This window comes from Bartonella sp. CM86QHHN (assembly GCF_042194695.1).
Lineage (GTDB): Bacteria > Pseudomonadota > Alphaproteobacteria > Rhizobiales > Rhizobiaceae > Bartonella.
Genome location: NZ_JBHIND010000049.1, coordinates 1 through 2453, shown reverse-complemented (window position 1 = coordinate 2453; position 2453 = coordinate 1). Strand labels below are relative to the sequence as shown.

The following is a 2453-nucleotide window of genomic DNA, read 5'->3' as shown; positions in this document are numbered from 1 at the left end:
ATCTCTTAAGGCTCTAATTCGAGTTAAGAAATGACCATCGATATATTCACAATCATCAATAAATTCGTATTTTTTTGCAGGATTTTGTTTATTAACAAGCACAGTTTCATTTGAAATAGAAGAGATAACGGGGGTGTTGTTTGAGATATTTTTCATAATTAAAACCTACATGTTTATATGTTTGTTATTGACAACCCTTTAAGGGCGTCGGGCGTTAACAAACACGGCATGTAGTCCGTTGCTTACACTTTTCCCATAAGGGTATTGTATGGTGTAAGCACACCCGACAAAATCATCATATATGCTAATTAAAGCATAAAAGATAGCCAGTTTTTAAAAGCTTTGGAAAGATTGTATCGTAATCTATCCGCTACATGTTTAGTGTTTGTTAATCACTTGATTATTTGTGTAACAAAATACGTATTTATTGTCAAATAATATTTCTATCTTTTTGATATTTTTTCTTATTTTTTAAATACGTTGTGTATTGATAATATCTTATGCTTATTAATTTCTTCTTTTATATTTATGTGCTTTTAAAGCTATATTATATGTTTTATGAAACGATTGCGTTATTTTCTGAATCTATACATTTATAATATTTAGAAACGCTCTCATAATGCGTATTTTAAACTTTATAACCTATCAATTTTGTTACTAAATGAATTTTAAATTTTTTGTGAATTTTGTTTATAAGGGGCTTTAATTTAAACGACCTTAATAGCACCGCGCTCNGAAAACACTTATGAAAACATCTCAATAGAAACTGATCATTATAGAGATGAGCAAAATTCCTTTTAATAAACTTTTGTCAGTCTTGTCAGTTCTTTTTAGAACCTATATCATTTTTTTTAAATGAGAGAAAATTAAAATCATTATATTTCAATAAGTTAAGTTTTATCAATTTTTCAAAATACAACTTATTAAAACAGCCATAACAAATAAATACAACTGTAAATATATATTTGTCAGTTTATGTCAGTACATTGAATCGACAAAAGTGATCATTTAGTAAATGATTAAAACATGTCTTATGAGAGTATGTGATCTTTTAAAGCCTTTCAAAAGAAAGGGATTATAATCATAATAAATGCTATCAAGATCCTTATGGTTATGAGTTTTGAAGGGGTTTTGAGTTTTGAGGGTTGCTGCTATTATGTAAAAAAACGATAAAAAGTAAAAACGTTATTTTTCAATATGTTAAGATTTTACAGACCTTTAAAAAACAACCCATATTGATAACACAACCTATAAATTCAACTAATAATATACGTTTTGAGGGGGTTTTGACGGTTTTTACACCTTCAAAACCTATAAGCAAAATGAATATACATAACTCTCTTTAAACAAAGCTTTTGATAACAATAAAGCACTCATTTTAGATTACGGTATAATCTCTTAAAGGCAATGTAAAAAAAATCTAATTCACTTTAAGAGTGGATTTCTTAAATTTTGCAAAACAATCTAAAAAAATTATTTAAAAGTTCAAATCGTATCTTTAATTTGAATTATAAATACATTATTAGACTTTTGCATTAATCAAAGGTTTATGATGATGAAGTTTTTTATTTTACTTTGTTTGTTAATACTCACAGCTTGTGGTCCTATAACACATTTGAACGGAATTGTTGATCCAAACTACAAGGGACGATTTCAAACGAAAAAGATGGTCATAGGAGGTGTTGGCATGTCTATTTCTGAGCAAAAAGCACTTGAAGACACCTTTGAGAAATCGCTTGCTAAATACAATGTACAGATATTGAGAGGATTAGAACTTTTCCCTCTAACTCGTAATTATTCCTATAACGAGAAAGAGGAAATTATAACAAATAAAGGCGCAGATGCACTCCTAATAGTTAGCGTTGATAATCGTGCTATATCGCAGACATATATCCCGCCAACGTATCATCCGGGAACCTCTACAAGTACTATTTCGGGATTTGGAAACTTTGCTACCATAGAAACTGAGACGACACCAGGTTATGTGACCGGTGGATATAATATTAGTAAGCCCGCCATAAGTGTTAGTGTTTATCTTATTCACCATACAAAAAACAAAGAAACCATATGGCTAGCAAAAGGCTATAGCGATGGAAATGCTTTTGCATCATTTTCTAATCTCATAGTAAGCGTTGCTGAAACAACTGTTGAAAAACTAGCCAAAGAGGGGCTTATAGTCCCAAAGTAGAGTTAGGAAAATAGCAGCATAATCACGAATTTTAGCCACAAGGTCGATGTTAATAAAGCTATCATTTTAGATTACGGTATAATCTTTTAAAGGCGATGTAAAAAAATCTAATTCTATTTAAGAGTGGGTTTCTTAAAAGTCTTAAAGCAATCCCAATAAGAGTGTTTAAAAGTACAAAGCCTTATTTTTAGAATAACGCATATTAGGATTGTATCTAATCAACTTAACAAAAGAGGTATAGATTATGGTTATAAGATTCTATACC

1 protein-coding gene is annotated in these 2453 nt (G+C 29.6%); it reads left to right on the top strand.

Going from position 1 to position 2453, the window contains the following annotated elements:
- The first annotated feature begins 1555 nt into the window (after window positions 1-1555).
- Entirely contained in the window at window positions 1556-2188 is a 633-nt protein-coding gene (locus ACFIKX_RS03985) for a hypothetical protein (protein ID WP_375627779.1), read from the top strand.
- The last annotated feature ends 265 nt before the right edge of the window (window positions 2189-2453 follow it).